The organism is Rhodococcus sp. UNC23MFCrub1.1 (assembly GCF_000686025.1).
Lineage (GTDB): Bacteria > Actinomycetota > Actinomycetes > Mycobacteriales > Mycobacteriaceae > Rhodococcoides.
Map to the genome: position 1 here is coordinate 421739 of NZ_JMLQ01000001.1, position 22854 is coordinate 444592.

Sequence of the window (22854 nt, forward strand, 5' to 3'; positions counted from 1 at the left end):
TCGACGCAGCCGGCGGCAGACTCGTCGCTCCAGTCGGACACCCAGTGACGGATCGAATCGATGATCGAGTTCCAGGTCATGGCCCGACGCTAGAGCCGCGCGGCGCGCGGAGACACAGTTCTGCTCGGCGTGATCGGAAAGGTCATGACGGTCGTGCGTCGACTCCCGTTCCCGGAACGGCGTTGCGCAGTTCCCTGGTGTACTCGTGCTGCGGTCGATCGAACACGTCCTCCGCCGACCCGGACTCGACCACTCGCCCGTTGCGCATCACCAGCACCGTGTCGCTGATCTGCCGCACGACCGCGAGATCGTGGGAGATGAACAGATAGCTCAGATCCAGCTCGTCCTGCAGCCGAGTGAGGAGTTCGAGAATCTGCGCCTGCACCGAGACGTCCAGTGCGGACACCGGTTCGTCGAGCACGAGCAGCTCCGGGTGGAGAGCCAGCGCGCGGGCGATGGCGACCCGCTGGCGCTGCCCACCGGACAGCTCGGCGGGGCGCCTGTCGAGGTACTCCGGCGCCAGGGCAACCTGCTCGAGCAGTTCGGCCACCCGGGCGGGACGCGTGGAGCGTGATCCGAGCCCGAACGCGACGAGCGGTTCCGCCACGATGTCCCGCACGCGCAGTGCGGGATTCAGCGATGCGTACGGGTTCTGATACACGATCTGGAAGCGTCGCCTGAGGGTGCGCAACTCCCTGCCGCGTGCGGACGTGATGTCGTCGCCGTCGAAGACGACCGACCCCGCCGACGGGTTCTCGAGCCGTAGGGCGATGCGAGCGGTGGTGGACTTTCCCGAGCCGCTCTCCCCGACGATCGACACCGTCCGTCCGCGCTCGACGTCGAGCGACACCCCGTCCACCGCCGTCAGGTTCTGCCCACGACCGATGCGGAACGTCTTGGACACGTGTCTCAGCGACAACAGGACCGGCTGCGCCTCGCGCGTCGCACGCGGCAGCCGTACCGACGTCAGAGACGGCGCGGACGCGATCAGGCTTCTCGTGTAGTCGGCGGTCGGGTTCTCCAACACCTCTCGCGCCGGCCCGATCTCGACGATCTCACCGTCACGCATGACGGCGATCCGATCGGCGCGGTCGGCCGCGACCCCGAGGTCGTGCGTGATCAGCAGTACCGAGGTGCCGTGCTCGGCGATCCGATCCGCGAGGTGGTCGAGAATGCGGCGCTGCACGGTCACGTCCAGAGCGCTGGTCGGCTCGTCGGCGATCACCAGCTCCGGCTCGCACGCCAGCGCGACACCGATGAGCACGCGCTGACGCTGCCCGCCGGACAGGTCTTGCGGATACTGCCGAGCACGGAGCTCCGGATTGTCGATCCCCGCCTCGTCGAGTATCCGCACGACCGCCGCCGCGGCGCTGCGCCGGTCGGCCCGGCCGTGGATGCGGAGCACCTCTGCGACCTGCTCCCCCACTCGCTTCACGGGATTGAGCGACGTGGTCGGGTCCTGCGGCACCAGACCGATGTGCGCACCGCGAAGCTTCTCCCACCGACGGTGTCCCGCGTCGTCGACACGGTCACCGTCGAACGTGACGGTGCCCCCGGTGACGGTGCCCGATCCGGCGAGCAGACCGATGATCGCCTGGGCCGTGGTCGTCTTGCCGCTGCCCGACTCGCCGACCAGGGCGAGCACCTCACCCCGCGCGATCTCGAAGTCGACACCCCGCACGGCCTCTGTCGCCCCGTACGACACGCGCAGACCGTCGACCCTGAGCAGGCTCGACCGGGTCGTTCCGCCGGCTCCACTCCTGCTGCTCATGCTCGATCACCCCGATCCAGCGCGTGGCCCACTCTGTGCGCCGACAGCACGACCGCCACGATGACGAGACCGGGCAGCGTGGTGAGCCACCAGGAGGTGGCGAGGAAGTTGCGCCCCTCCGACACGAGCGAACCCCATTCCGGTGTGGGCGGTACCGCTCCGAAACCGAGGAAACTGAGCGACGACACAGCGAGCACGGCCATGCCGAACTGCACTGCCGCCAGGGCGATCACGGGTGGGTACGCGTTCCGGAGAATGTGGGTCCACAGCACGGTGTGCCACCGCGAACCCGACGCGAAGGCGGCCTCCACGTACAGCGACCGCCTTACGCGCAGCACCTCGGACCGCATCACGCGCGCGAAGCTCGCGACGAGGGTGACACCGACCGCGATCGCGACGTTCACGGTTCCGAAACCGAGAGCGGTGACCAGGGCCAGGGCCAGCAGCAGAGTCGGGATGGACAACAGCACGTCGACGAGACGCATGAGCACCGCGTCGACGATTCCGCCGACAGCGCCTCCGATCAGGCCGAGAATCGATCCCGCCACGAGCGCGATGGCCACGGCCATCAGCGTCGCGCTGAGCGACAACCCGGCACCGTGCACGACCCGGGTCCAGACGTCGCGGCCGATGTTGTCGGTGCCGAACCAGTGAGCGGCGCTGGGTCCCTGCAACTTCTCCGCCGGGACGCCGCGCAAGGGATCCCCACTGGCGAAAAGAGACGGGACGACGGCGAACCCGATGGCGACGATCAGGACGGCCACCGACACCGCCACGCCGATCCTGCCGCCGACGGCCCGCGGGGTCACTCGCCGTCGACGGGACGTCGGCTCGGGCGAGACGCTCGCGTGGACCGTCTCTCGTACCAGGACGTCAGACATGGGCCGGCTCCTTCGTGGGTCGGGTGATGCGCTGGACGATCCGGGGATCGATCAGGGGGTACACGATGTCCACGGCCAGCGTGACGACCACGAACACCAGCGACGTGAGGACCACGATTCCCTGCACCACCGGGATGTCCTGCGCGAGAACCGATGTCTGCGTCAGTCGGCCCACGCCGGCCCGGGAGAACACGGTCTCGACGACCACCGAACCGGCCAACAGTTCGCCGACGAGGACGCCGGCGATGGTGAACGCCGGCACGCTGGCCAGGCGCAGCACGTGGCGAGTCTGGATCCGCCACCGGGACGCACCCTTCGCCTCGGCCGCGGTGGTGAACGGTTGCCGCCACGTCGTGGTCAGGCTGGTCGCGAGCACCTGCGCGATGACGGCCCCGGTCGGTACCGCCAGCGTGATCGCCGGCAGCACCAGCGATCCGAACCCGCGGTCGCCGAACGCCGGGAAGATCGGCAGCCCGAACGAGAACACCTGCAGGAGCAGGAGTCCCACCCAGAACGTCGGCACCGCGACGCCCAGCGGAGGGAGGGAGAGCAGCGCGGTACGCAACCATCGTGCGCGGGTGTAGGTAGCGAGGAAGGCGAGCCCCCCACCGACACCGACGGCGAGCATCAGCGCGAGACCGGCCAGGGCGAGGGTGCTCGGAACGGCGTCCAGGATCGCGGTGGTCACCGGCTGACCCGTGGAGATGGACGTGCCGAAGTCACCGCGGATCGCGCTGGTGAGCGATGTCCAGTACTGCTCGAGGACAGGCTTGTCCAGTCCGTACCGGGCCTGCAGCTCGGCGACCGCGGCCGCGTCCACCGGGGTGCCACTGCCGCCGCCGGAATCGACCGCGATGCTCACCGGATCAGAGGGCAGCAGGAACAGCACCACGAAGGAGATGGTGAACGCGGCCCACAGGACACCGATCGCCTGCAGGACGCGCAGGCCGAGGTAGCGAAGCATGTCAGCTCCTGCTCAACCAGGTGTCGAAGAACTGCAGCCGAGCAGACGCGTCGAACCTCTGGTCCTGCACCGCCGAGCTCGCGCCGACCGCCTGCGACAGTTCGACGGTCGGGATCCACAGTCCGTTGTCGAGCACCTGCTGCTGTGCGTTCGCCAGGTACTCGCCGCGCTGCGTCGTGTCCGTCGTGCGCAGCTGATCGGTCAACGAGGCATCCAGATCGGCGATCGGGCCACGCTGGTTGAGATTTCGGCCGTCCGCCGCGAACGACGTCCGCAGGATGTCGCCGTCGGCACGCGTGCTGTTGTAGTACGTCGCGTCGAAGTCACCGGCGTTCTGTCGTGCGATCGACTCGGGCACGGACGTCAGCTCGAGCCGGGCATCGACACCGACGTCCCGCAACTGCTGCTGCAGCAACTCGAGAATCGCCTGGTTGCCCGCGAACACGGCGCTGAACAGGATCGAGAAGCTGAGCCGCTGACCGTCCTTCTCGCGGATTCCGTCCGCGGCCGGTACCCAACCCGCACGGTCGAGCTCGGTCCGCGCCGCGTCGGCGTCGAAGGTCACGTCGGGCAGCGACACGTAGCCGGGCGTCCTGCTCGCGAGAGTGCTGGTCGCCGGCAGGAAGTTCGGGCCGAGGACGGTGTCGACCAACTGCTGACGGTCGATCGCGGGGACGAGTGCGCGGCGCACGTCCGGGTCGGCCAGTACGCCTCGCGAGACATTGGGCGCTATACCGAAGGGTGTTCCGGGATTCGACGTCGTCAGCACTCGACCGCCGGCCGCCTCGATGGTCGGTGCGTCCTGCGGGAGCGCGTCGCTGACGGCGTCGAGCTGACCCGACGACAGGCTTCCGGTCCGGACGCCCGATTCCGGCACCACCGTGAACTCGATGCCGTCAAGGTAGGCCTCACCGGTGTGACCGAACGCCGGCGAACCCCAGGAGTAGCCGGCTCGCCTGGCCACACTCACCGATCGATCCTGCTGGTAGTCGGTGTACGTGAACGGGCCACTGCCGATGTTTCCGCCCTGGCAGCGCTCCTCGGCGGACAGCGACGTGGTGGCATCGGCCTGCAGTCCCAGCTGTGAGGTCGCCGATGCCTGCAGGAACTGCGCATTGGGCGACGAGAAGGTCACCTGCGCGGTCCGCGGGTCGACCACGGTCGTCCCGACGTATCCCGCGAGATAGCTGGCGGCGAGCGGCGCCTTCGCCGCCCCGAGCGTGCCCACGATGGCGTCGAAGTTGTTCTTGACCGACTGCGCGGTGACCGGTGTGCCGTCGCTGAACGACACCCCGTCCTTCAGTGTGAACGTGAACGACGTCGCATCCGCGTCGGTCTCCCACTTCTCGGCGAGCCACGGCACGATCTCGCCAGTGTCGGGATCCTGATCGGTGAGTGAGTCGACCACGGCGCGCGTGACGTAGATCGTCTGGTTGGTCCCTGCCTGCGCGGGATCCGAGCACGTCGGCGCTGTGGAGAGTCCGTAGTTCAGGGTGCCTCCCGGCTGAGCGGGGCCGGCGTCGGCGCCCGCCGAACCAGCAGCGCCGCCGCAGGCGGTGAGGGCCGTGGTCAGGGCAACGAGGCCGATCGCGGCACTGACGGCGGGTGTCCGTTGATGGCGGTCGATCACTGGGTCAACTCCAAGAGGTGTGTGTGCAGGAACGAAGAACGGGGGTCAGTTGGTGGGTCGAGTCGTCTTCCGGAACGCACGGGGCACGCCCTCGGCCGGCGGGGCCACCGGGTCGAACAGCGGTGTGTACCCCGCCGCCAGATACAGGCCGACAGCCTCCGGTTGGCGCCACCCGGTGGTGAGGTGGATGCTCTCGTAGTTTCGGACAGCGATCTCCGATTCGAGTTCGGTGAGAACGCGCCGAGCGAGTCCTCGTCGGCGGTGCGATGCGGACGTCCAGATGCGCTTCAGTTCGGCGGTCTGCTCGTCGTGACGCCGAAACGCCCCGCCAGCAACAGGTTCACCGTTCTCGAGGAGCACGATCAGCCCGCCGTGCGGCGGCGCGAAGTCCTCTGCCGGATGGGTGGACAGAGCCGAGTACATCTGGTCGGCGGTCCCGCCGTAGCGGGTGCTGTACTCGATCGCCAGCTCCGCGAGCAGGGGTCGTGCCAGCGGATCGCCCTGGTCGACTCGCGCGACCTCGAGCTGCGGGCGATCGCTGCCGGCCACGGGTGCTCCTTGTCGGACCGAGGTCACTTCTTCGGGAGCCCGGGTGGATTGATCTCCGAGGCCGACACGGCCTCGCCGCCGAGCCCCCACTTGTCCAGCACCTGCTGGTAGGTCCCGTTCTCGATGGTGTGATCGATGGCGTCCGCGAACGCCTCGGCGAGCCCGCTGTCCTTCTTCACCAGGACGGCGATCTCACCCTGGAGCGCCTCGCCCGCACCGGAGAAGGTGCCGATGATCTTCGACTCCCCTGTGCTCGACGAGTGGTACTGCGCGGACGGATTGGGTCCGAGGTACCCGTCGATGCGCTTCGAGGACAGGGCGAGGTAGTAGTCGGCGGCGTTCTGGTAGTAGACGATCTCGGCGGGCGCGATGCCCTCCGCCCCGTTCTGCGTGTTCCAGTCGACGAGCAGTTGTTCCTGGTTGGTACCGGACGAGACACCGATCTTCTTGCCGGCGATGTCCTTGCGGTCGGTGAACGTCCAGTCGGAGTCCGTCGGAACCTCGAGGGCGACGTTGTCGAGGCGGTAGGTGGCGAAGTCGTACTTCTCCTTGCGCTCCTCCGTGACCGTCACGTTCGAGATGAAGGCGTCGTTCTCGCCCGAATCGATCTTCACGAAGTTCTGGGCCCAGTCCGCGGTGCGGCGGTCGACCGAGAGACCGAGGACGTCGGCGAAGAGGCTCGCGAGATCGATCTCGGATCCGACGACGGTGGTGTCGTCGGTGGCATAGAAGCCGAGAGGCGGAGTGGCACCCGCTGTTCCGGTGACGACGAGGGTTCCGCGATCACGGATTGCCTGCGGCACCTTCGCCGCGATGTCGTCCACCTTCTCGGTGTGGATGCGCCCGGACTGCTCGGGCGAGAGATCATAGGAGACACCGGCTTCGGACACCACGGTGTTCTCGGCTGCGGGTTCGCCGCACGCGGACGCGACGAGCGCGAGGACGGCGACGGAGGACAGGACCGACGCGAGGCGACGGGACGATCGAGACATGGGAGAGGTCACTTTCGGGAGAGGTGTGCGTGGGAATCAGAGAACCCGGGAGAGGAATTCTCGAGTGCGACTGTGGGTCGGGGTGTCGAACACCTCTACAGGAGAACCCTGTTCGAGGACGACGCCGCCGTCCATGAACACCACGGTGTCGGCGACCTCGCGTGCGAAGCCGACCTCGTGCGTGACGATGACGAGCGTCGCGCCGTCTGCGGCGAGACCGCGGATGACATCGAGCACCTCGCCCACCAGCTCGGGATCGAGTGCCGACGTGGGTTCGTCGAACAGGATCACCTTCGGGCGCAGCGCCAGCGCCCGGGCGATCGCGACGCGTTGCTGTTGTCCGCCGGACAACCGCCGCGGGTAGTCGTGCGCCTTGTCAGCGACACCGACCCGCGACAGGAGTGCGAGAGCCTCGGGTTCCACCTCCGACCGCGGACGTCGCTGTGCGGACACGGGTGCCTCGACCACGTTCTCGAGCACCGTGAGGTGCGGGAACAGGGTGAAGTTCTGGAAGACGAAGCCGATCTGCGAGCGCTGGCGCCGGATCTCCTTCGGCGTCAGTTCGTGCAGTTTCCGGCCTCTGCGGCGGTATCCCACGAGGGCACCGTCCACTCGGACGGATCCGGCGTCGACCTTCTCGAGGTGGTTCACCGTGCGCAGCAGAGTGGACTTGCCCGACCCCGAGGGTCCGAGAATGGCCGTGACCTCCCCCGGCCGCACGGCCAGGTCCACGCCTTTCAGGACCTCGAGGGCACCGTAGGACTTGTGCACTCCCCGTACCTCGACCGCATACCGCGCAGTCTCGATCTCGGCGGTCATCGAGTTGCTCCCCTCGGTGACAGCGGCAGCGCGGCGATGCGCGAACGCAACTTCTGGATCGGCGTGAGCGGCACCGTGCGCAGTGCGCCCTTGGAGTAGTGCCGCTCGACGTAGAACTGCACCACGGACAGGACGGACGTCAGAATCACGTACCAGACCGTCGCGACCATGAGCATCGGGACGACACGGCCGGTCCGTCCGTAGATCACCTGGACCTGATAGAACAGCTCGGCGATGGCCATGACCGAGACGATCGAGGTGCCCTTGAAGAGACTGATCACCTCGTTGGCCGCGTTGGGGAGGATTCCCCTCATGGCCTGCGGCAGCACGATCGCGAAGAATTCGCGTCGCTTCGGGATCCCCAGCGCCGCAGCGGCTTCGAGCTGCCCCTGATCGACCGAGATGATGCCGGCGCGCACGATCTCCGCCGAGTACGCCGCCTGATGCAGGGCCAGACCGATGATCGCCGCAGTGGACCCGCTGATGACACTGTTGACGTCGAACTCGACGAAGCTCGGTCCGAACGGAATGCCCAGGGACAAACGCTGATACAGGTAGGCGATGTTGAACCAGAACAGCAGTTGCACGATCAGCGGGATCGACCGGAACGCCCAGATGTAGAACCAGGAGATGATCTGCAGGACCGGGTTCTGCGACAACCGCGCCGCCGCGAGAGCGATGCCGAGTGCGAACCCGATGAGGGTGCCCCAGAAGGTCAGCTGGATCGTGAGCCACAGAGCAGTGACGACGGACCGCGCCGTGAAGTACTGAGCGAAGGTGCCCCAGTCCCAGCCGGCGTTGGTCACCAGCCCGTGGACGAACTGTGCGAGAAGGACCAGGGTCGCGACGGCGATGATCCACCGCCACGGGTGCACCGTGCGTGCGACGACGAGGTCGTGATCCGAGACGTCACCGGCGTCGGTGGCGACCGGTCGATCGTGGAGTTGAGTCACCGGCTGCACCGGTGCGTGAGGGCAGCGAACATCGCTGTGCCTTTCGAGAGGACGAAGTGAGGGACCTGGTCAGCGCCGCGTACAGGCGCAGCAGCACTCTCGACACCACTCGAGGTGCAGGCGCAGGACGTGCGGGCGTCGGGTCGTCACAGTGTTCATCGGCGGATCTCCTCCATCGGTCCTGGCGGTAGCACCCACACACTCGAACTCGAGGCGGGTTGCTGCGACGTCGACGAGCCAGGTCTCTCGGTCGCTCTGGATGGTGAGGGAAATGTAGCGCCGACGTCTCGAGACGTCAAATCGCGCAACAGTTTTCGGCTCCGTCGAGTTCGAATCACGATGACCGGAAAGGGTGACAACCGCACCGACCGCGTGTTCGCGGTGGTCACGCGCCCGAGGTCTCACGGCCAGACGTGCGCCGGATCGCCGCGACGGAACCGTCCCGGTCGGTACATTCACGGGGTACACGGTGGAGGTCAGCCGACGACGGATCACCGGTGACGGGGACCGGGGTGCTCGCGTGACGCCACACATCGACAGAGCGCACCGCGGCGCGCGGACGTCGCCCACCGAGTCGCCTCTCGAGACACCCGCACGGCAGGTGCTCGACATCCGGTCGATCGCGATGGGAACGGCGATCACCGGTTCCGCCCTGTCACTGGGAGCGGGCTGGGTGGTGCCCGGTCTGTTCTTCCCCGGCATCGCCCCGATGCTCGCCACCGCTCTCGCCGTCGCTGCGGCCGTGGTGGGAGCCGGCATCATCTGGCGCTCGGGGCGGCTGACCGAACGCCAGTTCGTCGCCATGGGCATGGTGATGCTGTGCGGTACGACGTTCTCCGCGGTGGCGGTGACCGATCCGGCGGGTTCCCTCGCGATCGCCGCGCTGCTCACCATCGTCCCGGTGCTCTCCGCGGCCGCGTCGCCGCCCGCGATCGCGTGGTCGTTCACCGTGGCTGCCGGTGGAGCCGCCGTCGTGGTGTCGTTCGCCTCGGCAGGATCTGCGGCCATCGCGTTCATCAGTGCCGGCGCGTCCCTGACCATCGTCGTCGTCCCCGTCGTGTTGGTGTGGGGCCTGCGGCGGTCGATGGTGCGGGTGAGTCACCGATTCGACGTGCTCGCACGCACGGACGTCCTGACCGGCCTGTTGAACCGCCGGGGCGTACTCCCCCGTCTGACGGAACTGCTGGGTGCCGCGGCGTCGCGGCACGAATCGGTCACCACCCTCGTCATCGACATCGACAACTTCAAGGCCGTCAACGACACCCACGGACACACCCACGGTGATCGGACGCTGCAGTCCGTCGCGCGAGCGGTGGTGCTGGCGACTCCGGCGGGCGCCGTCGTCTCCCGTCTCGGCGGCGAGGAGTTCCTGGTCGTCGCCCGCGGTGCGAGTACGGCCGATCTCGCGGACCGTGTCCTGCGATCGGTGCGCACACGGTGCTCGGTGACGGTGAGCATCGGCACCACGACGGCCGTGGCCACGGCTCCCGACAGCGCCGCGCTCGCCCTCGGCGACGTGGAGTCGACGCTCGACTCTTTCATCTCCTGCGCGGACGATGCGATGTACCGGGCGAAGCGTCTCGGTCGTGACCGCGTCGAGCACGGCGACACGACTCGGTTCCACCCGCCGTCACTGCTGCGAGCACAGTCGTCTGAGCACCTCCGGTCCCGTCGACGGCAGGCTGTGCAGAGACGCGCGCGCACCGAGGCCGCCGCGGCGGTCGCTGCCACCCTCGTCGCGCTCCAGACCCGCGGACACGGGCCGGAACACACGGCCGTCCGACTCGCGATGCTGTCTCGGCGCCTCGAGACGGAGATCGACGTGGCGACGACGTCCCGTTCGGATCGATACTCCGCGGCACTGCGCTCCGCGGCCGCGCTCGATCAGAGCATCGGCATGGCGATGGAACACCTCGCGGTGGACCGGGACACCGCGGCGGCACTCCTGCAGTCGGCCGCGCACGCCGAGGGAACCTCACTCGGCGCACTGTGTCGAGCGCTGGCGTCACTGGCGGACGAGAACCCGGCGGCGGCCGCGAGGTATCTCACCGCGACAGCCCGAGAATCACCGTGAGCGCAACCCTGTCCCGACAGGTCCGGGTTTCCTGACGTGGGATGGCCGAGTGGTGAGGCAACGGACTGCACAGCCGTGCACACGGGTTCGATTCCCGTCATTCGCTCCACGGGGCGCTCAGCGATCGGCGATCACCGTCGCGATGTTGCGTTCGGCGAGCGCCGCGATGGTGAGCGACGGATTGACTCTGCCGGTGCTGCCCGGGATCAGCGCTCCGTCGACGACGTGCAACCGGTCGTGGCCGAGGACGCGGCCGTGCGCGTCGGTGGCTCGGCCCAGCACCACCCCTCCCAACGGGTGCGCCGTGAACGAGGTGTTCACGTCCGGAACCCGCAGGGGCGGATACCCCACACCGATTCCGGAGCGCTCCGCGATGCGGTCGTGCACCGGTCGCAGGGCGTCCGAGACGGCGATGTTGCCGGCCTCCGGCCAGTCGAGCCGTACCGACCGCGTCGACTCGTCCCACACGAACCGCCCTCTCGTCGGGTCCATGACCATGCCCAACGAGCCGATCAGCGTCAGATCGACGGGCGATCCGGGGACGAACCAGTTCTCGAGGGTGAGCGGGGCGCCCGAGTCGTCGGAGATCCTCGACGCCGAGGGCGACGCCTGCACGATGCCGTTGCCCTCCGGGCTCATGCCGCGGACGAGTGCCGCGTCACCATTGGTGCCCCATCCCTCACCGACGTGTTCGTTCAGGTCGGGGAGCAGTCCGGTGTCGCGGGCATGCACGAGAAGCCGCGACGTTCCCATCGACCCGGCTCCCAGGAACAGGTCGTCGCAGGTCACCGTGCGGGTGGAGAGGACCTCGGCGGACGGGTCGAGCAGATCCACGGTCAGCGAATAGCGACCGTCCGCCTCCCTGGTCACGGCGGTGACCTCGTGACGCGCATGGATCGTGCACCGGCCAGTGGCGCGAGCAGCGGCCAGATAGTTGCGGTTGAGGTCGAACTTGGCGCCGTTGGAGTTGCCGAGATTCGACTCCCCGATGATCGCGGACGGACGGGACCGACCGGCCATCTCTCCGCGCACCACGTCCCAGTCCCAGATACCGTCGATGCGCTGTGGTGTGTACCCGGCGCGGCGGACCTGGTGATCCCACACCCGTGAATGCGTGAACGGCAGCGACTGATAGACGTCCTCCGGCATCGGTGCGAGCCGCAGCTCGGAACGGACGAGCGGGTAGTGCAGCGCCTGCATCTCGTCGTACGAGACGAGCCCGGTGAAGAGCTGGTCGAAGAACCGTCGTTCGGGGGCGATCATCACGCCGGTGAACACCAACGAACCACCGCCGACCGCGGCACCGGACCACACGTCGATGGTGCCGTGTTCACTCACGTCGAAGATGCCGCCGAAGCGGTCGGTGGGAACCGTGGGCAGTCCGGTCAGCGGAGCAGTGCCACCGCGACGCCAGAACGCGCGCCCGTCCGGCAGGAAGTCGTTGGCGAAGATCTGTCGACGCGGATCCGTGGGCCACTGCGACCCGCGCTCCAGGACGGTGACGCGAACGCCGGCCTCGGCGAGGCGCCGCGCGGTGACCGCGGCACCGAAGCCCGACCCGACCACCACGGCCTCCGAATGCGCCGGCGCCGGATCGATCGGTGCGTAGAGCTCGGGCACCGCCGACCGGTACAGACCGTCGAGTATCGGAGCCGCGCGGGACACCGCTCCCGGTCCCGTCGACCCGATCAGGCCCGCGACGCCCATCGCGCCCAGGAACTGTCTTCTCGACCACTGCATGTCGACGCTTCTCTCCACCCGGTGCAGGTGATCGCGGTTGTCGCGGACGGGCAGCGGATGCGCTGAAGCTTCCTTACTCGCCGGTAAGTTGTCCACTTCGTCCGGGTCGATGAGAGGCGATCGGCCGTGACGTCGACGAGTGCGCCGCACCACTCGAGCTGTTCCGACGCCCGCGCGCTGCGCACGGCGTTCCGCGCACGGTGCAGCGCGCGCTCGGCATCGGGCGGTGCGCTCGGCGCCTCGTAGCGGACCAGTGCGCCGCGCCACTCGGCCCCACTGGTTGCTCCGTTGCCCCCATGGGTAGCCCATGCAGGATCGAGACACGATCACCGATCGGAGGCATCACACACATGGCAGCACGAAGTCCGGGCACGGCGCTCGTCGTCGGAGCCACCGGCATCTCGGGGCAGACCATCTGTCGACGACTCGTCGACGCGGGGTGGCGCACCTACGGGTTGTCGCGCAAGACCGAGTTGCCGGTCGACGGCGTGACACCCGTGACGGCCGACCTTCTCGACGCCGATGCGCTGCGTGAGGCACTGCGCGGAACGGCGCCCGAGCTCGTGTTCTTCACGGCGTGGATGATGCAGGACTCGGAGGCGGAGAACATCGAGGTGAACACCGCCACCCTCCGGAACACGTTCGACGCGCTGGCGCCGGAGAACTCGGTGAAGCACGTTGCTCTCATGACGGGTCTGAAGCACTACCTCGGACCGTTCGACGCCTACGGCGCCGCGGTGACGGCGGAGACCCCGTTCCACGAGAGCGAGGAGCGCCTCGACACACCGAACTTCTACTACGCCCAGGAGGACGAGTTGTTCTCGGGCGCAGAGCGACTGGGCTTCACCTGGAGCGTGCACCGGGCACACACCATCTTCGGGTTCGCCGTGGGCAACGCCATGAACATGGCACTCACCCTGTCGGTGTACGCCACTCTCTGCAAGGAGACCGGCGAGCCGTTCGTCTTCCCCGGTTCGGAGACCCAGTGGAACGGTCTGACCGATGTCACCGATGCCGATCTGCTCGCCGAGCAGATGATCTGGGCCGCCACGAACGAGAACGGCGCCGACGAGCCATTCAATGTCGCGAACGGCGACGTGTTCCGTTGGCGATGGCTGTGGCCGCGCATCGCCGACCATTTCGGTGTCGAACCCGTCGGTTTCGACACCGAACCACGACCGTTGGCGACGCGAATGGACGATGCACCCGACGCGTGGCGGCGCATCGCCGAGAAGTACGACCTCGTCGAGTCGGACGTGACTCGACTCGCATCGTGGTGGCACACCGACGGCGACCTCGGCCGCGACATGGAGTGCCTGACCGACATGACGAAGAGCCGCAAGGCGGGGTTCCTCGGATTCCGCTCGACCAGTGAGAGTTTCGCGGAGAACCTCGCTCGGTACCGGGACGCGCGGATCATTCCTCGCTGACGTCGGACGCAACGGCCGGGCGGGTGGACCCGCCCGGCCGTCGGCGTCAGGACGCGATCGAGAGGCTCTTCAGAATGTTCAGGAAATCGGTCAGAGGCAGCAGATCTCCGAACGAGAAATTGAGGAAGCTGAGGCCGTTGAGAATGCTGAGCATGATGTCTCCCGAGTGAGCGATGTCGCGATTGTTTCGCGCACACAGATCATGAAGGACCCGTCGTCACGGACGACGATGAACGGTGTGGTGACCTGTCACTGACTTGGTCGTGCTCACAGACAACGCCCCGAAACGGTGTCAATTTCGAGAACATCATCAGCGAGCGAGAGTGGTCACCTCGTCCGCGATGATGCGCCCCAACTCGTCGGTCCCCGACGTTCCGCCCATGTCCGCGGTGAGCGCGGCGCCGCCCCGTGCCAACACGTTCTCGACCGCGGTCAGGACCGTGCGCGCGGCATCGGGTTCGCCGAGGTGATCGAGCATCATGCTGCCGCTCCAGATCTGTCCGATCGGATTGGCGACGTTCTTGCCCGCGATACCCGGTGCCGATCCGTGCACCGGCTCGAACAGACTGGGAAAGAGCCCCTCCGGGTTGATGTTTCCACTCGGGGCGATGCCGATGGTGCCCGCGATCGCCGGTCCGAGATCGGACAGGATGTCCCCGAACAGATTGCTCGCGACGACCACGTCGAACCAGTCCGGGTGCAGCACGAAGTTCGCCGTGAGGATGTCGATGTGATAGCTGTCGACGTCCACCGTGGGGTGATGCGACGCCATGGCGGCGACCCGCTCGTCCCAGTACGGCATCGAGATGGAGATGCCGTTGCTCTTGGTCGCGGACGTCAGGTGGCGTTTCGGCCTGGTCTCGGCGAGTTCGAAGGCGTACTTCAGGATTCGGTCGACGCCGATGCGCGACATGACCGTCTCCTGGATCACCGTCTCACGCTCGGTCCCCGCGAACATCCGGCCGCCGAGATCGGTGTACTCCCCCTCGGTGTTCTCCCGCACCACGTAGAAGTCGATGTCGCCGACCTCGCGTCCCGCGAGCGGGCTGGTGACGCCCGGCATGAGCCGGATGGGCCGCAGATTCACGTACTGGTCGAAGTGACGTCGGAACTGGAGCAGACTGCCCCACAACGAGATGTGGTCCGGCACCACCTCCGGCCAGCCCACCGCTCCGAAGAAGATCGCGTCGAACGGTCGGAGCTCCTCGAACCAGCCGTCGGGAAGCATCTTTCCGTGCTCGACGTAGTAGTCGGCGCTGGCGTAGTCGAAGTACTCGTACTCGAGGTCGAGGTCGAACGCCGCCGCCGCGGCGTCCAGTACTTCGATACCGGCGGGAACCACCTCCTTGCCGATGCCGTCACCCGGGATCACTGCGATGCGTCTGGTAGCCATCGTTCGAGCCTAGTCGGGGCGAAACCTTGACACTCGCTGACAGAACTGTCTAGGTTCTGAGCACCCGGCATCGAGATCGGGTGTTCGCCGGGGGGTGCCCACAGGTATCGGCGGACTCCACGAACGATCCGGGGGAAGCCGCATGTCACCGTTCACTCGCCGCACGTTCCTCTCCGGCGCCGCCGCGGCCGGCGGTGCGCTGATCGCCGGCAACCATGCCGCCCGCGCCTCTGCTCACGGCATCGCCGCACGCACACAACGAGTTCCGCTCTCCCGCGAGGATCACCGCGTGGTGATCGTCGGCTCCGGGTTCGGCGGCGGCGTCGCCGCACTGCGCCTCGCACAGGCAGGCGTTCCGGTGACCGTGCTCGAGCGCGGTCTGCGATGGCCGACCGGTCCGAACGCCGAGACCTTTCCGCACGCTCGCTCACCCGACGGTCGTTTCCTCTGGTACGGATCCGCGAAGAACGTGTTCGGACGTCCGATCGACGTCCCGGCGTACACCGGCCTCGTCGAGGCGGTTCCCGGCGAGAACATGACCGCGCTGTGTGCGGCCGGGGTCGGCGGCGGGTCCCTCGTCTATCAGGGGATGACGCTGCAGCCGGCCGAGGCGGTGTTCGCGTCGCAGTTCCCCGGCGCACTGGACTGGGGCCTGCTCGATCACGTCCATTACCCGCGGGTCGCCCGGATGCTGCACCTCGCGGTCGCGCCCGACGAGTTGGTCCACAGCCCCAATTACGCTGCACCACGAGCATTCCGGGACAGTGCACGACGACTCGGACTCCCCGTGTCGAAGATCCCGATGCCCATCGACTGGAACTTCGCGCTCGACGAACTTCGTGGCGACTTGGCCCCGTCCTACACCAACGGCGACGGCGCCATCGGCGTCAACAACGGCGGCAAGTTCTCCGTGGACGTCACGTACATCGCCGAGGCGGAGGCGACCGGGCTGGCGACGGTACAGACCCTGCACCAGGTCACCGACGTCGAACGGGCGTCCGACGGCCGGTGGACGGTCTACGTCGACCGCATCGACACCTCGGGGGCGGTCGTGGAGAACAAGATCCTCACCACGCCGACCCTGATCATGGCTGCGGGCAGCATGAACACCACGCGACTGCTGATGCGGGCGGCAGCGTCCGGCCGGATCCCGGACATGCCGGACGCGCTCGGCGACGGCTGGGGCACCAACGCGGACAGGATCTACTCGTGGACGACGTTCGACCAGGACTTCGGACCCGCACAGGGCGGCCCGGTGGTCTTCGGCAGTCTCGACTGGGCGGACCCGTCCCGCGCGATGACGGTCATCCAGGCGTCGTTCCCCCCTCTCGGGGTGGATGCCCGAACCACCGTTCTGGTCGGCTACGGCGTCAGCGACGCCCGTGGGCGTTTCGTCTACGACGGTGCGCGGGACGATGCGATCCTGCGGTGGCCGCACGAGGGGGATGCGGCCATCCAGAGTCACCTCGACCCGCGCGTGCGCGCGATCGCCGGACCGAACAGCCTCGTCGTGGACACCAACGCGGTGTTCCCGTCCACCTGGCACCCGCTCGGCGGGGCCAACATGGGAACGGTCTGCGATCTGGAGGGTCGAGTCCAGGGACAGCGCGGCCTCTACGTTCTCGACGGCGCCCTGATCCCGGGCAACTGCGCCGCCTGCAATCCGTCGATGACCATCGCCGCAGTCGCGGAGCACGCTCTCGACAGCATCGTGGCCACCGACGTCGGCACCGTCATCTGAGCCGGCGTCAGTCCAGCATGGCATCGGTCAGCTCGACCCGCCGCGCGACGATGTCGTCCGCGAGCTGGGTGACGCGGACCCCGTCTGCGTAGGCGAGGGACCGGAGCCGAACCACGGCCTCGTCGGCGGTGATCCGGAACCGTGCTGCCATCATGCCGGCAGCCACGTGCACGGAGGCGCGGGACAACGGATCGTCCGCGGCGTCGTCCCCCACTCCGGCGACGTCGCGGCGGTAGAGCTCGAGCACGCCCACCGTCGGCTCCGTGCCCACCGGAAGCGCGAACACGGCACCCACGTCGAGAGCTCGAACGGCGTCGTCGAACAGCGGCCACGGCGAGCCCTCGTCGGTACCGACCATGCTGATCATCGTCTGTTCACTCCGGAAGGCATCGAGGCAGGGCCCGGTTCCCAGCGTGAACTGCAGTTCGTCGATGCGGGTCGCGACGTCGTCGCTGCTGTAGGCGAGGTCGCGGATCGCCGCGGTCACGATGACTGCCACCGCGATCCCGTCCGCACCCAGCGACGGCGCGTACCGCTCCACCACGGCGCGGGTGGCGTCGAAGGAATCCATGGATTCTGGTGCCCGAGTCGGACATGGATGAACGTACCGCCGAGATCACTCCACGACGACGGATCGGCCGCCCTCGTTCATCGAGGCGACGAGAGCGTCGGCGACGAGACCTGCACGCAGCCCCGCGTCCGCGTCGGCGAGCTCCGAGACCCGGCCGGCCTCGAGGGAATCGACCCACTCCTGGAGTTGCAGGCGATACGCGTCCGCATAGCGGGGAACCCAGTCGGCCGGGTAGGCCACGGACCGCCGGCGGTCGCGGTCGGTGACCACGTGAGTGGGCAGCACGAGCGCAGACGCTCCGATATCGCCCACCACCTCGCACCTCGTGTCGTATCCGTAGCGGGCGTTGAGGAAGATCTCGACCGTCACCAGAACGTCGGACTCGGTCCGCAACAGCATGATCTGCGGATCCTGGCGCGTTCCGGAGTGCGCGGACGTACGACCCGCGTGCCAACTCACCTCCGTGATCGGCGACGACAGCAACCACGGCACGATGTCGAGTTCGTGAATCGCGGAGTTGGTGATGGTCGACGCGGACGTGCCGCCGGGGTAGGCCTCGACGGTGCGACTCACGCAGTGGGCGACAAGGGGTTCACCCAGTTCACCGGAGGACACCACGCGCTTCAGTTCCACGTAGGCCGGATCGAACCGACGCATGAAGCCGACCGTGATCAAGGTGCGTTCGCCCTGCGCGGCGATGATCTCGCGGCACTCCGCCGCCGTGGGCGCGAGCGGCTTCTCGCACAGCACCGGCTTGCCCGCGGCCAGCGCCAGGTGCACCAGTTCGGCGTGGGTCGAATCGTGCGAGGCGATGACGACGGCGTCGACGTCGTCGCGCTCGATCAGCGCCGGGCCGTCCGCCGTGACGGTGGCGCCGCGCAGGGTGGAGGCGACTGCACTCGCCCGTGCTGCGTCGAAGTCGGCGACAGCGGTCACCGCCGCGCCCGACACCCGCCGATCGAGGGACAGGCCATGGTCCGCTCCCATGACGCCGACACCGATGATTCCAACCCGCACAGTCATGATCGAAAGTATTACATCTTAATGTCCTGACAAATGTGCTTTCGTCTGATTGGCTCTGCCGCATGACGCAGAGCGCCTCCCTCCCCCTGTCACGAGTTCCCGATCCCCGTGACGCGCCCGTTCTCCGGTGGGCAGTCCTCGGGCCGGGCTGGATCGCGCACCGGTTCGTCGAGTCACTGCACCGGCACACGACCCAGACCGTCGTCGCGGTGGGATCCCGCTCACCGGAGCGCGCACGCGCCTTCGCCGACGAGCACGGCGTCGACCGCGCGCACGGCACCTACGAGGCCGTCTTCGCCGACGACGACGTCGACATCGTGTACATCGCCACGCCGCACACCGAGCACCTCGCGAACGCCCTCGACGCCATCGCCGCGGGCAAGCACGTGCTCGTCGAGAAGCCGCTCGCCGTCGACGCGGTCGGCGCGGCCCGTATCGCGGAGGCCGCACGGTCGGCAGGAGTGTTCGCGGGAGAAGCGATGTGGACGAGATTCCTGCCGAAGTTCGACGTGATAGAGCAGGTGCTCCGCAGCGGCGTCCTCGGACCGATCCACACGGTGCTCGCGGATCACGGCGAGTTCTTCACCACCGATCACCGCATCTACGATCCGGCGCTGGCCGGTGGCCCGCTCCTGGATCTGGGAACGTACGTCGCGTCCTTCGCCTACTCGGTTCTCGGTGCACCGGAGACGGTGGATGCTCGGAGTCGACCTGCCAATGACCAGATCGACGGTCAGATCTCGGCCCTTCTCACCGGCGAGTCCGGACATGCGGTGCTCAACACCACGATCCTGACGAACACGCCGACGACGGCGGTCGTGTGCGGCCGGGACGGCACGCTCACCATCGCCGGGCCCTTCTTCATGCCGGGGCCGTTCACCGTCGCACTCCGCGACGGCATCACCCTCGCCTACGACGAGACCCCCGGCCTCCAGGTCGACGGACTGCATCTCGCCGCGGTGGAGGCTGCGAGGAGGATTTCCGTCGGCGAGGTCGAGTCCGCCGTCCATCCCCTCGCCGACGCGGTCGCGACCCTGGAGATCATCGACCGGATCCGCGAACGGATCAGCTGATCAGATCGGCGTAGACCACGATGTTGTCGTCGTAACTGGCTGCGTCGCTGTCGAATCGACCGCCACACGTGATCAGCCGGAGTCCCGGGTGGTCGATGTCGCCGTACACCGTGGTCGTCGGGAACTCGGCCTTCGGGTACTGATCGACCTCCGTGACCCGGAAGCGCGACGTGGTGCCGTCCTGCAGAGTGACGATCACGTCGTCGTCCGGGACGAGGTCACCGAGCCGGGAGAACACACCCGGCGCACCGTCCCAGTCCACGTGACCGGCGATCACGGACGGCCCCATCGCGCCGGGAATCGGTGAACCCGTGTACCACCCGGCCGGAAACGCGCCGGGTGGTACCTCCATCGTCCCGTCCTGCTGCAGACCCAGGCCCATGAGGTCGGAACTCACGGAGATCGCGGGAACGTCGATGCGGACCGGCGGCGACGAGAGGGCCACGGCATCAGGGACACCGGTGGTGCCCTCGTCGACCACGCCGACGTCCGCCGACTCGGTCGCGGCCGGCGCCGGCGGGGCGGTGCCGGCAGCAGTGGAGCATCCGGAGATCAGCGCCAGCGCGAGCAGCACCGCAGCGCACAGTGAGCGCGCCGCGGTGGTGACGGAACATGATGCCATGTCAGCTCTTTCGACGACGCAGCACCAGGGCCGACCCGATGATCGCCGCGGCCGCGAGGCCGATCGACGCGGGCCGCCAGTGGTCGGCCGACCGGACGGTGCTGCCGTCACCCGTGTCGACGCCACCACCCGGGACCTGAGTGATCTGGCTGCCCGGCGAGTACCGGCCCGGCGCGTCCGGACCCGTGGGGACACCGGGGGTTCCGGGCGTGTTCGGGGTTCCGGGCGTGTTCGGGGTTCCGGGAGTGTTCGGGGTTCCGGGAGTGTTCGGATTTCCCGGCGTGTTCGGGGTTCCCGGCGTACCGGGAGTGTTCGGGGTTCCCGGCGTACCGGGAGTGTCCGAGGTGGGCGGGATCGCCGGTGCGGTGGGCACCGACGGGGTGGGCGGTGTACCCGGCAACCCCGGAAGACCCGGGATGGTGATCACGGGCGGGACACCGGGGATCGACGGCAGTCCCGGGATCGACGGGATCGGAATCACGATGGGAGGCAACACGACTCCCCCGTCGCCGACCGGGGTGGTGGTCGTCCGCGGGGAGCAGTCGTTCGCCGTGATCACGTTGTCGTCCAGGGTCACCGCGCCGTTGCGCGCCAACACACGTCCGGAGACGGTCGCACCGTTCTGGACGCTGATCGAGGTGAGCGCCAGTACCGTTCCGACGAACGTCGTGGAGGTCCCGATGGTCGCCGAGCTTCCCACCTGCCAGAAGACGTTGCAGGGATTCACGTTGATCAGTGCCACTCTGCTGCCGGACCCCGTGATCAATGTGGACGGTGCCTGAAAGACGAAGACGGCGTCGGGATCCGATCCACCGTCCAACGTGACGGTGCCGTTCAGGGCCAGTGCGCTGGAAGCCTTGTAGACCCCCGGGGCGAGGGTGCTGCCGGTGATGTCGGCAGCGACGTTCGCCGAGATCGGCTCCGCACTCGCCTGGTCGTATGCCGTGGTGAGGTCCGACTGCGCCTGCAGCGCAACCGCGTCGGCGGCATGGATCGTGCCGTTGTTCACGAGACCGGGCGGAAACCCCGTGACGGCCGCGGTCGGACTGGTTCCGAGGTCACCCGAGATGACCGACGGGCCGGTGTTGGTCACGCCCGCACCGGCCAGGACCGCGTAACTGGCAGCGGTGCCGAGTCCCACCGGAGTGGCGGCGTCGGCGGTGCTCGCGCCGACGATCATCAGAGCCGCCGTGGCGACGGCGACGGTACCCAGTGCGGGGAGGCGGCCTCGCTTCGCGGCGTCGAAGGGAGAGCGGTCGAGGTGTGTCCTGATCATGCGGTTCCTTGCGCGATGTGGTGAATGTGCCGCATCCCTGATGCAGCACATGTGGTGCGCAGACTCTGTCCCCGACGACGCAGAGCGGTGCGATGACGCCCCGGCGACGTCGGCGCGTCGATGACCGTCCGAGAAGACGACCACGGCGCCGAGATGTGGCGGGGGCAGGTGTGAGATCGAGCCGACTCCGTCGAATGCGACGTAGATTTACGGCATAAATGAGAGTGAACAGGACGATAACGGTAATGTCAATGCATGCCGGAATTGCGACATTCTGTCGAGTCCGGAAAATCACGTGATGGACGACTGACATCTCTGTGCGACAACGATTCTCGGACTCTGATGTCGACATCGATACGATATCGGGCATGCATTCACGATATAACGGGTGAATAACTTGGATGTACCGCCCGAGTTCTGTCCGACCGGCCGCATCGACCTCCGATCACCGCAGACGCGAGGTCAACGCGTGTGCGGCCCGCAGCAGCTGTTCGCCGAGAACAGGGCGCCGGACATCGTCGAAACGGCCGGCGACGCCCGTCAGACTCAGCGCCCACGCCGGGGCGTCGCGGCGATCGAACACCGCGGCCCCGAGACCCCAGCTACCTTCCACCAACAACCCGGGATTCACCGAGTATCCCTGCACCAGAACTTGTTCCACCCGTTCGGCGATCTCGCGCGGCGCGTGACGTTCTCCCCAGCCGGCGAGCTCTGCACGGTCGAGGTACTCCACCCGCTCACGTTCGGGCAGGTGCGCGAGGATGACCAACCCGGCGGACGCGACTCCGAGGGGCATGCGCAGGCCGACGTGCAGGACGTGCGAGCGCAGCGGGAAACTGCCCTCCTCGCTCGCGATGCAGACCGTCTCGTCGCCCCGACGTGCCGACAGGAAGGCGCTCTCCCCCGTCGTTCGGGCCAGATCGCGCAGGATGTCTCCCGCGCTCGACGTGATGTCGTACCGCTCCGCTGCCATCGATCCGAGAAGGAAGGTCTCGGGCCCCAGCGCCCACCGGCCCGACTCGTGCCGATCGACGAAGCCCTCCGCCGCCAACGCGGTGACCATCCGGTGCACGGTGGGCCGCGCCAACCCGGCGGTCCTGGCGATGTCGGTGGTCGACGCGCCGTCCGGCTCGTGATCACCGACGGCACGCATCACGGCCGCGACTCGCGCGATGACCGACCTCGCTGCCTCCGCCATCACCACAGTCTAGGGCTCGCGGGGTGTCCACTCAGTGAACACCGTGCCGCCGATCGTTCCACGAGTCGAGCAGTTCGCCGTCCGGACCCCGTATCGCCTGCGAAGACGCCGTGGTCCTGATCGAATGCAGAGAGTGCGCACGTCCACTCACCGG

General features: G+C 67.9%; 19 protein-coding genes and 1 riboswitch. Of the genes, 4 read left to right on the plus strand and 15 right to left on the minus strand.

Annotation, left to right across the window (positions count from 1 at the left end; all coding sequences use genetic code 11):
• Positions 1-142: 142 nt before the first annotated feature.
• From BR07_RS0102025 to BR07_RS0102060, 8 genes are read right to left on the minus strand one after another with little or no spacing between them, the layout of a single operon-like run.
• Positions 143-1771 carry a dipeptide ABC transporter ATP-binding protein gene (locus BR07_RS0102025; RefSeq protein ID WP_027504013.1) on the minus strand — a complete coding sequence of 543 codons (1629 nt, stop codon included), beginning with the start codon at positions 1769-1771 and terminating at the stop codon, positions 143-145.
• Entirely contained in the window at positions 1768-2652 is an 885-nt protein-coding gene (locus tag BR07_RS0102030) for an ABC transporter permease (RefSeq protein ID WP_027504014.1), read from the minus strand. The genes BR07_RS0102025 and BR07_RS0102030 overlap by 4 nt, the downstream gene beginning before the upstream one ends.
• The gene (locus tag BR07_RS0102035) at positions 2645-3616 is read right to left on the minus strand and encodes an ABC transporter permease (RefSeq protein ID WP_027504015.1); all 972 of its coding nucleotides are present in this window, start codon (positions 3614-3616) and stop codon (positions 2645-2647) included. The genes BR07_RS0102030 and BR07_RS0102035 overlap by 8 nt, the downstream gene beginning before the upstream one ends.
• A 1-nt stretch (position 3617) precedes the next feature.
• On the minus strand, positions 3618-5246 hold the full coding sequence (locus BR07_RS0102040; RefSeq protein ID WP_027504016.1) for an ABC transporter substrate-binding protein: 1629 nt from the start codon (positions 5244-5246) through the stop codon (positions 3618-3620).
• Between the two features lie 45 nt (positions 5247-5291).
• Positions 5292-5795, minus strand: a complete 504-nt coding sequence (locus BR07_RS22910; RefSeq protein WP_051612945.1) for a GNAT family N-acetyltransferase — start codon at positions 5793-5795, stop codon at positions 5292-5294.
• A gap of 23 nt (positions 5796-5818) precedes the next feature.
• Positions 5819-6787: an ABC transporter substrate-binding protein gene (locus tag BR07_RS0102050; RefSeq protein WP_027504017.1), complete on the minus strand. Its 969-nt coding sequence runs from the start codon at positions 6785-6787 to the stop codon at positions 5819-5821.
• A gap of 36 nt (positions 6788-6823) precedes the next feature.
• Positions 6824-7606, minus strand: a complete 783-nt coding sequence (locus tag BR07_RS0102055) for an amino acid ABC transporter ATP-binding protein (RefSeq protein ID WP_027504018.1) — start codon at positions 7604-7606, stop codon at positions 6824-6826.
• Complete coding sequence (locus BR07_RS0102060) at positions 7603-8559, minus strand: amino acid ABC transporter permease (protein WP_231476123.1); 957 nt, start codon at positions 8557-8559, stop codon at positions 7603-7605. Before BR07_RS0102060 ends, BR07_RS0102055 begins: the two co-directional genes overlap by 4 nt.
• 169 nt (positions 8560-8728) lie before the next feature.
• Positions 8729-8825, minus strand: a riboswitch (SAM riboswitch).
• Between the two features lie 254 nt (positions 8826-9079).
• Here BR07_RS0102060 and BR07_RS26110 point away from each other — a divergent pair.
• On the plus strand, positions 9080-10633 hold the full coding sequence (locus BR07_RS26110; protein WP_155956900.1) for a GGDEF domain-containing protein: 1554 nt from the start codon (positions 9080-9082) through the stop codon (positions 10631-10633).
• Positions 10634-10750: 117 nt separating this feature from the next.
• Here the strand turns inward: BR07_RS26110 and BR07_RS0102070 are convergent, their stop codons facing one another.
• On the minus strand, positions 10751-12373 hold the full coding sequence (locus BR07_RS0102070) for a GMC oxidoreductase (protein ID WP_037184298.1): 1623 nt from the start codon (positions 12371-12373) through the stop codon (positions 10751-10753).
• A 350-nt stretch (positions 12374-12723) separates the two neighbouring features.
• On the opposite strand from BR07_RS0102070, the gene BR07_RS0102080 reads away from it, so the two are divergent.
• A complete protein-coding gene (locus BR07_RS0102080; RefSeq protein WP_027504021.1) occupies positions 12724-13803 on the plus strand; it encodes an SDR family oxidoreductase in 1080 nt (359 codons plus the stop codon).
• Between the two features lie 310 nt (positions 13804-14113).
• On the opposite strand, the gene BR07_RS0102090 is transcribed toward BR07_RS0102080, so the two are convergent.
• Positions 14114-15196 carry a tartrate dehydrogenase gene (locus BR07_RS0102090; protein ID WP_027504022.1) on the minus strand — a complete coding sequence of 361 codons (1083 nt, stop codon included), beginning with the start codon at positions 15194-15196 and terminating at the stop codon, positions 14114-14116.
• Positions 15197-15338: 142 nt separating this feature from the next.
• Between BR07_RS0102090 and BR07_RS0102095 the strand changes: the two genes are divergently transcribed.
• Positions 15339-16937 carry a GMC oxidoreductase gene (locus BR07_RS0102095; RefSeq protein WP_027504023.1) on the plus strand — a complete coding sequence of 533 codons (1599 nt, stop codon included), beginning with the start codon at positions 15339-15341 and terminating at the stop codon, positions 16935-16937.
• Positions 16938-16944: 7 nt separating this feature from the next.
• On the opposite strand, the gene BR07_RS0102100 is transcribed toward BR07_RS0102095, so the two are convergent.
• Both BR07_RS0102100 and BR07_RS0102105 read right to left on the minus strand, forming a co-directional pair.
• Complete coding sequence (locus BR07_RS0102100) at positions 16945-17508, minus strand: ANTAR domain-containing protein (protein ID WP_027504024.1); 564 nt, start codon at positions 17506-17508, stop codon at positions 16945-16947.
• A gap of 45 nt (positions 17509-17553) precedes the next feature.
• Positions 17554-18531, minus strand: coding sequence for a Gfo/Idh/MocA family oxidoreductase (locus tag BR07_RS0102105; protein WP_027504025.1), 978 nt, complete (start codon positions 18529-18531; stop codon positions 17554-17556).
• A 62-nt stretch (positions 18532-18593) separates the two neighbouring features.
• On the opposite strand from BR07_RS0102105, the gene BR07_RS0102110 reads away from it, so the two are divergent.
• The gene (locus BR07_RS0102110) at positions 18594-19604 is read left to right on the plus strand and encodes a Gfo/Idh/MocA family protein (RefSeq protein ID WP_027504026.1); all 1011 of its coding nucleotides are present in this window, start codon (positions 18594-18596) and stop codon (positions 19602-19604) included.
• Here the strand turns inward: BR07_RS0102110 and BR07_RS22920 are convergent.
• The 3 genes from BR07_RS22920 to BR07_RS0102125 all read right to left on the minus strand — a co-directional run bounded on the left by BR07_RS22920 (position 19597) and on the right by BR07_RS0102125 (position 22700).
• Positions 19597-20226, minus strand: a complete 630-nt coding sequence (locus tag BR07_RS22920) for a class F sortase (RefSeq protein WP_051612947.1) — start codon at positions 20224-20226, stop codon at positions 19597-19599. The genes BR07_RS0102110 and BR07_RS22920 overlap by 8 nt on opposite strands.
• Position 20227: 1 nt before the next feature.
• Positions 20228-21502 (minus strand): ice-binding family protein, encoded by a 1275-nt coding sequence (locus tag BR07_RS27520; protein WP_081821035.1) that lies wholly within the window; start codon positions 21500-21502, stop codon positions 20228-20230.
• A 445-nt stretch (positions 21503-21947) separates the two neighbouring features.
• Entirely contained in the window at positions 21948-22700 is a 753-nt protein-coding gene (locus BR07_RS0102125; protein ID WP_027504028.1) for an IclR family transcriptional regulator, read from the minus strand.
• Positions 22701-22854: the final 154 nt, after the last annotated feature.

Bases quoted from the DNA above. Each gene is read 5' to 3' on its own strand.
- BR07_RS0102030 (WP_027504014.1), bottom strand. From the start codon at position 2,652: ATGTCTGACGTCCTGGTACGAGAGACGGTCCACGCGAGCGTCTCGCCC.
- BR07_RS22920 (WP_051612947.1), bottom strand. From the start codon at position 20,226: ATGGCATCATGTTCCGTCACCACCGCGGCGCGCTCACTGTGCGCTGCG.
- BR07_RS27520 (WP_081821035.1), bottom strand. From the start codon at position 21,502: ATGATCAGGACACACCTCGACCGCTCTCCCTTCGACGCCGCGAAGCGA.
- BR07_RS0102050 (WP_027504017.1), bottom strand. From the start codon at position 6,787: ATGTCTCGATCGTCCCGTCGCCTCGCGTCGGTCCTGTCCTCCGTCGCC.
- BR07_RS0102080 (WP_027504021.1), top strand. From the start codon at position 12,724: ATGGCAGCACGAAGTCCGGGCACGGCGCTCGTCGTCGGAGCCACCGGC.
- BR07_RS0102035 (WP_027504015.1), bottom strand. From the start codon at position 3,616: ATGCTTCGCTACCTCGGCCTGCGCGTCCTGCAGGCGATCGGTGTCCTG.
- BR07_RS0102095 (WP_027504023.1), top strand. From the start codon at position 15,339: ATGTCACCGTTCACTCGCCGCACGTTCCTCTCCGGCGCCGCCGCGGCC.
- BR07_RS0102025 (WP_027504013.1), bottom strand. From the start codon at position 1,771: ATGAGCAGCAGGAGTGGAGCCGGCGGAACGACCCGGTCGAGCCTGCTC.
- BR07_RS0102055 (WP_027504018.1), bottom strand. From the start codon at position 7,606: ATGACCGCCGAGATCGAGACTGCGCGGTATGCGGTCGAGGTACGGGGA.
- BR07_RS0102105 (WP_027504025.1), bottom strand. From the start codon at position 18,531: ATGACTGTGCGGGTTGGAATCATCGGTGTCGGCGTCATGGGAGCGGAC.
- BR07_RS0102100 (WP_027504024.1), bottom strand. From the start codon at position 17,508: ATGGATTCCTTCGACGCCACCCGCGCCGTGGTGGAGCGGTACGCGCCG.
- BR07_RS0102070 (WP_037184298.1), bottom strand. From the start codon at position 12,373: ATGCAGTGGTCGAGAAGACAGTTCCTGGGCGCGATGGGCGTCGCGGGC.
- BR07_RS0102090 (WP_027504022.1), bottom strand. From the start codon at position 15,196: ATGGCTACCAGACGCATCGCAGTGATCCCGGGTGACGGCATCGGCAAG.
- BR07_RS0102110 (WP_027504026.1), top strand. From the start codon at position 18,594: ATGACGCAGAGCGCCTCCCTCCCCCTGTCACGAGTTCCCGATCCCCGT.
- BR07_RS0102125 (WP_027504028.1), bottom strand. From the start codon at position 22,700: ATGGCGGAGGCAGCGAGGTCGGTCATCGCGCGAGTCGCGGCCGTGATG.